At 42.9% G+C, this 6,133-nt stretch carries 7 protein-coding genes; 2 read left to right on the top strand and 5 right to left on the bottom strand.

What is annotated here, in order from left to right; all coding sequences use genetic code 11:
• Together B3180_RS08060 and B3180_RS08055 are read left to right on the top strand one after the other, a co-directional pair.
• Positions 1 to 854: ABC transporter permease (locus B3180_RS08060; RefSeq protein WP_286843935.1), on the top strand; the 854-nt coding region annotated here is incomplete at its 5' end.
• Entirely contained in the window at positions 851 to 1,324 is a 474-nt protein-coding gene (locus B3180_RS08055) for a DUF3299 domain-containing protein (protein ID WP_054489673.1), read from the top strand. The genes B3180_RS08060 and B3180_RS08055, both read left to right, overlap by 4 nt.
• Here the strand turns inward: B3180_RS08055 and B3180_RS08050 are convergent.
• The 5 genes from B3180_RS08050 to B3180_RS08030 all read right to left on the bottom strand — a co-directional run.
• On the bottom strand, positions 1,321 to 3,534 hold the full coding sequence (locus tag B3180_RS08050; protein WP_054489675.1) for a bifunctional diguanylate cyclase/phosphodiesterase: 2,214 nt from the start codon (positions 3,532 to 3,534) through the stop codon (positions 1,321 to 1,323). The genes B3180_RS08055 and B3180_RS08050 overlap by 4 nt on opposite strands.
• Positions 3,535 to 3,627: 93 nt before the next feature.
• A complete protein-coding gene (locus tag B3180_RS08045) occupies positions 3,628 to 4,314 on the bottom strand; it encodes a TIGR04219 family outer membrane beta-barrel protein (protein ID WP_222235834.1) in 687 nt (228 codons plus the stop codon).
• A 29-nt stretch (positions 4,315 to 4,343) separates the two neighbouring features.
• Complete coding sequence (locus B3180_RS08040) at positions 4,344 to 4,754, bottom strand: copper chaperone PCu(A)C (protein ID WP_222235835.1); 411 nt, start codon at positions 4,752 to 4,754, stop codon at positions 4,344 to 4,346.
• A gap of 44 nt (positions 4,755 to 4,798) precedes the next feature.
• Positions 4,799 to 5,116 carry a hypothetical protein gene (locus tag B3180_RS08035; protein WP_054489679.1) on the bottom strand — a complete coding sequence of 106 codons (318 nt, stop codon included), beginning with the start codon at positions 5,114 to 5,116 and terminating at the stop codon, positions 4,799 to 4,801.
• A gap of 172 nt (positions 5,117 to 5,288) precedes the next feature.
• The coding region (locus tag B3180_RS08030) for a TonB-dependent receptor domain-containing protein (protein ID WP_286843930.1) at positions 5,289 to 6,133 on the bottom strand (845 nt) is incomplete at its 5' end.

Below are 6,133 nucleotides of genomic sequence, written 5' to 3'. Positions count from 1 at the left end.
ACAAGCAGGCTCTGGAGTTTTCTCAAGGTAGTGCTTTTGCTTCAGATGAGGAAGTCGTACTAGGAGCCGATGCCGCCGAGAAGCTCTCTAAAACCATGGGTGACGACATTATTATTGCTCATGGCAGCGGTGGCATTAGTTTCAGCGAACATGACCAGCATCCGCTTACTGTCACTGGTGTCCTGCAACGAACAGGAACTCCGGTTGATCAGGCTGTGTTCGTTACATTACACAGCCTTGAAATGATTCACAGCGGTGAGCATGAGCATTCTGGTCACGATCATCACAATGAAGCCCCGGCAGACAGCATCAGCGCGGCCCTGCTTGGCTTAAAGGCAAAACCACTGGCTTTGCGCTTGCAGCGTCAGATAAATACTTATGAGAAAGAGCCCTTAACCGCTCTTTTACCGGGTATGACCTTGCAGGAGCTATGGAAAACGCTGCGAGTCTTTGAGCAGGCTTTAACAGCAATATCGGCAATGGTTGTACTCATAGGTTTATTGGGCATGCTGACAATTATGTTGGCCAGCTTAAGGGAACGCCGCCGCGAAATGGCTGTCCTAAGAGCAGTTGGAGCTGGTCCTGGAACCATATTCGGCCTGTTGCTCAGTGAGGCTCTGCTATTAACTGTAGTTGGTGCTTTTTCCGGCTTACTTCTGCTATATGGTCTGCAGTGGTCATTAGCCGGCGTTATTCAGTCTCAGACAGGACTAATACTCAGCACCACCTGGCCTGGCGCTAGTGAATGGTGGCGTATGGCACTCGTGATTATTGTCGGCTTTATGTTAAGTTTAATTCCGGCCTGGCGAGCTTATCGCCAATCTCTTGCAGACGGACTTACGGTGAAAATATGAAGAAGTTATTAGCGGTTGTATTATTAATGCTAACTTTTCCCGCATTTGCGGCTGCGGAAAAAATTGGCTGGAAAGATTTAATTCCCGAAGGTTTTACACCGCCTCCGGTTAAGCCTCAATCATATTATGATGCTAACCCTGAAGAAGATCGGCAGACTAACCTGGACGCCCCGGTAGTCGAGTCACTGAACGGAAAGAAAGTCCGTATTCCCGGGTATGTTGTTCAACTAGAAGGGGATGCTGATAAGGTCACTGAGTTTCTGTTGGTTCCTTATTTTGGTGCCTGCATTCATGTGCCACCACCACCTCCCAATCAAATTATCCATGTTGAGTATGAAGAAGGTGTTCCGTATGAGAACACTTATGATGCCGTCTGGATAGAAGGCACCATAAAGGTTGAACGCAAAGAAGGTGATCTTGCTGTTGTCGGCTATCAAATGGATGCCGATAGCGTTGAAGTTTACAACTAAGAGTAACTCATTTGCTTTTGCAGCAAGCTTATTAATTGATCCGCGGGCATAGGTTTAGCAAAGAAATAACCTTGCCCCTCGGCGCATTCTAATCCTAAAAAGTAATCGAGCTGACTCTGTTCTTCAATTCCTTCAGCTAAAACATTCAAGCCCAAACGACCGGCCATATCGACAATAGTTTCGATGATGATTTGTCCACTCGCCTGATCGGAGTTGTTTACAAAGGTTTTATCTATCTTAATTCGGTCAAGCGGCAGCTTCTGAAGATAGCTTAGCGACGAAAAGCCAACGCCGAAATCGTCAATGGCAACTTTTATACCTTGCTGCTTTAATCGTCTTAAAATATCAGCTACCAGATCAGGATCTTCCATAACGATACTTTCAGTAATTTCTAATTCAATTCGTTCCGGGTTAATTCCCCATTGTTCAATTTGTTTTTCAACAAGCTCTGGGAAGTCGCGTTTACGAAACTGAGGTACCGATACGTTAACAGCAACTCTTAACTGTGGCAGACCAATTTCATCAAATGCATTAATTTGCCGGCAAGCCTCTTCAATAACCCAGGAGCCAATTTCTACAATAAGCCCAGAATATTCAGCAAGAGGAATAAATTCAGCCGGCGAAATAAACGAGCCGTCACTTTGAGGCCAGCGTAATAGCGCTTCCACCCCTATGACTTTTTGAGTTGTTAACTCCACCTGAGGCTGATACCAAACTTCCAGTTTTCTGTTAGCAAAATCCGCACGTAATCGGCGTACCAGATGAAGCCTGCGTTGGGTATCTTGCTCCATCGAGGGTTGGTAGTAGTTATAACGGTCAAAAGAGTTATTCTTCGCATTTTTTAAGGCGATATAAACTTGCTTCAATAGCCCTTTGCCATTAACTCTTTCCGGGTTAGCTCCCGATGCAAAGCCGCAGGTAACGCGCAGTGGGATGTAATGCTCGCCAGCTCTAAAAGGTAAAGAAAAAAGCTCATTAAAAGCGTTAGGTGTGACAATATCTGTCGGACCAAAAATACCAAATACATCGGCGGCAATACGGGAAACGAATACATTACTGCCGAGTTGATCAGTAAGGCGTAAAGCTACTGAGCGAAGAAGCAAATTTCCTACATCCTGGCCCAAGCCATCATTTACGTCAGAAAAGTGGTCAATATCGATAACTGCGACCATTTTATCTTTGTCGGGTTTCTCCGACAAAGCCTGAAGGCTTCTTGTAAACTCAGCCCGATTAGGAATACCCGTTAGCGGATCAAGGTACGCGGCAGTTTGTAACTCTTCAAACAAGTTGGCATTTTCAAAACCAACAGCGATATTAGCGAGGAAGACTTCCAGTAACTCTTGATCGTATTCCGCTACAATGTTTTTTGTTTCTATATAGGCTGCGGCTTGATGCACCTGTCCATCAATGAAAAAAACGGTAGCATCCTCAGTATGAATATGACGTTGTTCATTCAGACACTGCCTGACGCTTTTCTCAATTTCGCTTGAGTTCAGCGTTGATAAGCTCTTATTAATACTGTCTGCAAAGTGTCCTGCGGCTCCTAACACTAAAATTTCGTTATCTTTATGAGGGGCTCTGGCACCGACAATGCCCTCTGCACTCAATCCCAGCAAAGACGCAATTTGCGTAACAACCCCTTCAGAAAAATTCACAATGGAATGCTTTTCCATCAGGTTTGACGCTGAATGAATAATTTTTCTCAAACCACGGCGGTTTTCATTAATTGTGCAGAGTTGCTGATAGGAACGGACAGCGGAAAATACAGTCGTTAATAACCGGCTTCGGGTTAATTCCGTTTTAGTTTTGTAATCATTAATATCATAATTCTTTACGACACTTTCTTCCGGTGCATAACCCGGTTGACCAGTACGCAAAACAATCCGAATCTCATCATTGCCAAGTTGCTCTCTAATGGCTTGTGCCACTTTCAAGCCAGCGTTATCGGTTTCCATGACGACATCAAGCAGCACCATCGCAATGTCATCATGCTCGACTAAGCGGTCCAGCGCTTCATTTCCACTGTAAGCATGATGGAACTCAAGCTGGCGGCCACAAATAACAACATCGGCTAAAGCCATCTTAGTCACTGCATGAATTTCCTGATCATCATCGACAATCAGGATTTTCCAAAAACCTTTACTGTATTCCGACTGAATTATTTCGTCATCATCGTGAAGAAATAGAGGTTCGTCTTGACTACTGACCATCCGAGGCCATCCATTAATAAGAAATTACAAACATATAACAATCTAGCTTATATAACGGATGGCCTGCAAGCTTAGAATAGTCTAATTAATCGATTAAAAATGTACTTCTACCCCAAAAAATGGACCTTTAAAGGTGACATCTGAATAAATTTCATCAACATCATCCAGTTCAACAACTGAATGACGGTAGCCCGCATTAAGATTTATATCGACCGCTAAATTTTCTACCAAACGATATTCCACACCAATTTGAGCATCCTGAACTTTACTGTCTTTCACGCTAAGCGCACTGGCATCAGCAAAGAACGTCCAGTCGGTAGCGGGCACCCCCACTCTTGCTGCAACGTAGGCTGTTGGCACGACAACAGAAAAATCCTGACGACCAAAGGTATTACTTATTTCGGTCCGCAAAGTACCGTCAAAGTCCATTGCGTTTATACCAATATCGAAAGACACTAAATCATTATCGAAAATTTCGTAGTATAAAATGTAATCTCTATGACTAAAGTCGTTTTCTCCGTAACCACCATTAACTTCTATAGAGTTTTCTCTGATTTTTATATTAGGAATTAATGGGACTGGATGCTCAAGTGCAATGTAATAGCTGCTGTGATTATCATTTTCGAAATTAGGTTCTATCAAATTAGAACCAACGGCATATTGCCCTTCGTTGTCAGCATTCCAAATTTGACCACCGGCATAAACACCGAAAACGGTGTCAGCTAATACACTACCCGGAGCTACTAATGCAGCTGCCAACACTAAGGTTCTTTTGTACATATCCATTCCTATAAAATTTGAAGCTTTGGTTATTTAACTAAAATTTCTATTTCTTGGCTTGAGCCTGATTCAAAATTTAACGTCAGAGAAAAGCGCTCTTCTGCTTTTAAAGGCGCATTAAGTCCAAACAACATAAAGTGGTAACCACCAGGCTGGAACTTGATAACTTTATTAGGATCAAGAGATAGGGATTCGACAGCTTCCATTTTCATCACATCAGCAGACATAACATGCCGGTGTATTTCTGCCACGCGGCTAACATCCGAGCTGATGTGAGTTATTTTTACGGTTTCATTCCCTGCGTTTTTAAAGGTTGCATAAGCGGCTCCGTTTTCAGTTCCCGGAATGCTGGCACGAGCCCATGCATCGGTAACCGTTAAAGAATCTGCGAAAGCCAGAACAGGTAGACAGCACGCCGCGGCTGCGATTATTTTTAGCATTGCCTTAGCCTCTTAATGTAACTAAGGGCTTATAGTACACGTGATTAGCCTGTTCTAGAAACCTTTGGTTTACGAAAAATAAAGTAAAGAACCAAAACGCAAAGTATAAGAGGCCAGAATAAGCCTATGCCACTGAGTAACAGCGCAACAAGTGCTGCTCCAATACCCAGAAGCACGCTACCAAATACGGTTGCAACGATAAAAAACACCAGACCAACAAAAAATAAGCTCACCAATAATGAAACCGATATTTCAATTACAGATCCAATTGCCATTCCAAAAACAGAAAATATTTCCTCCGCAAAAAATAGCAGCCCAACAATAGATAGAACCAATAACCAACCAAAGCTTCGATTTGACATGACCATGACCTCAGTAACGAACGATTTAAAAAGATTTATTGATACAGTTACAACTACCATGCCAACTATTTAACTTAATGTTTTCAATTAGTTAAAAATATACTTGGAGAGCGGGTATAAAAAAACCGCCACTATTTGGCGGTTTTTACTAATATTCGTTTTTATCAAGAAGCTAGAACTTATACTCAACTTCTGAGTAAAAATACCCACCGTTAAAACCAATAGGGGAGTTGGTTAATGGGTATTTAAAAATACCATTAAACTGATTGCCCTCTGCACGTTCATCAGGGTACTCACTGAATAGGTTCTGAGCTCCAACTCGTAGCGCTAACTCATCGTTCCATTGATAATTCACAGTAACGTCTGTTATCCAATTTGGGCCGTAGGTTTCAGTTCCACTCGTGTAACCTATAGAGTAATTCCCAAAGTAACTAAACTGTACATTACTGGTCCATTTCCCTTTCGTATGCGTTAAACCTATTGATCCTGAATGATCAGGCGTCGATCGGGTCATTCTAATTTGCTCATCACTATCAAACAGAACGTCGTCCAGACCATCCAGCAATTGTGGTAAGTTAATAGAGTCTATTTCCGTATTATTATAACCATACGCCAACTGTGCTTTCAGATCGCCATAAGCACCGACACCAAAAGTTTTACTGGCAACAATATCCAGTCCCTTAGTCGTTGTATCAACAGCATTCAAAAAGAACCGGGCGTTTTCAGCGGATGTTGTCGCTAGAGCTTCTTCAACCGCAGGTGAATCAACCGGTGAAACATCGCCTGACAGAATAATGCGATCTTCAATTTCTATTTGGAACGCATCGATGGTAATAGCAAGACCATCATAACCGTTCCAGACCATTCCCAGACTCACGCTTTCAGATTCCTCAGGTTGCAAGTCGCCAATTCCTAAAGCCTGAGTCACCGGGCTAATGTTATTGAATGTTCCTGACTGCTCTGGCGCCAGGCCATCACCACGATCAACAAACAGCGTAGAAATATTAGTAAAGTAAA

The organism is Idiomarina sp. UBA4206 (genome assembly GCF_002383015.1).
GTDB lineage: Bacteria > Pseudomonadota > Gammaproteobacteria > Enterobacterales > Alteromonadaceae > Idiomarina > Idiomarina abyssalis.
Note: the sequence above shows the minus strand (reverse complement) of the source record. Positions and strands in the feature narration are given on the sequence as shown.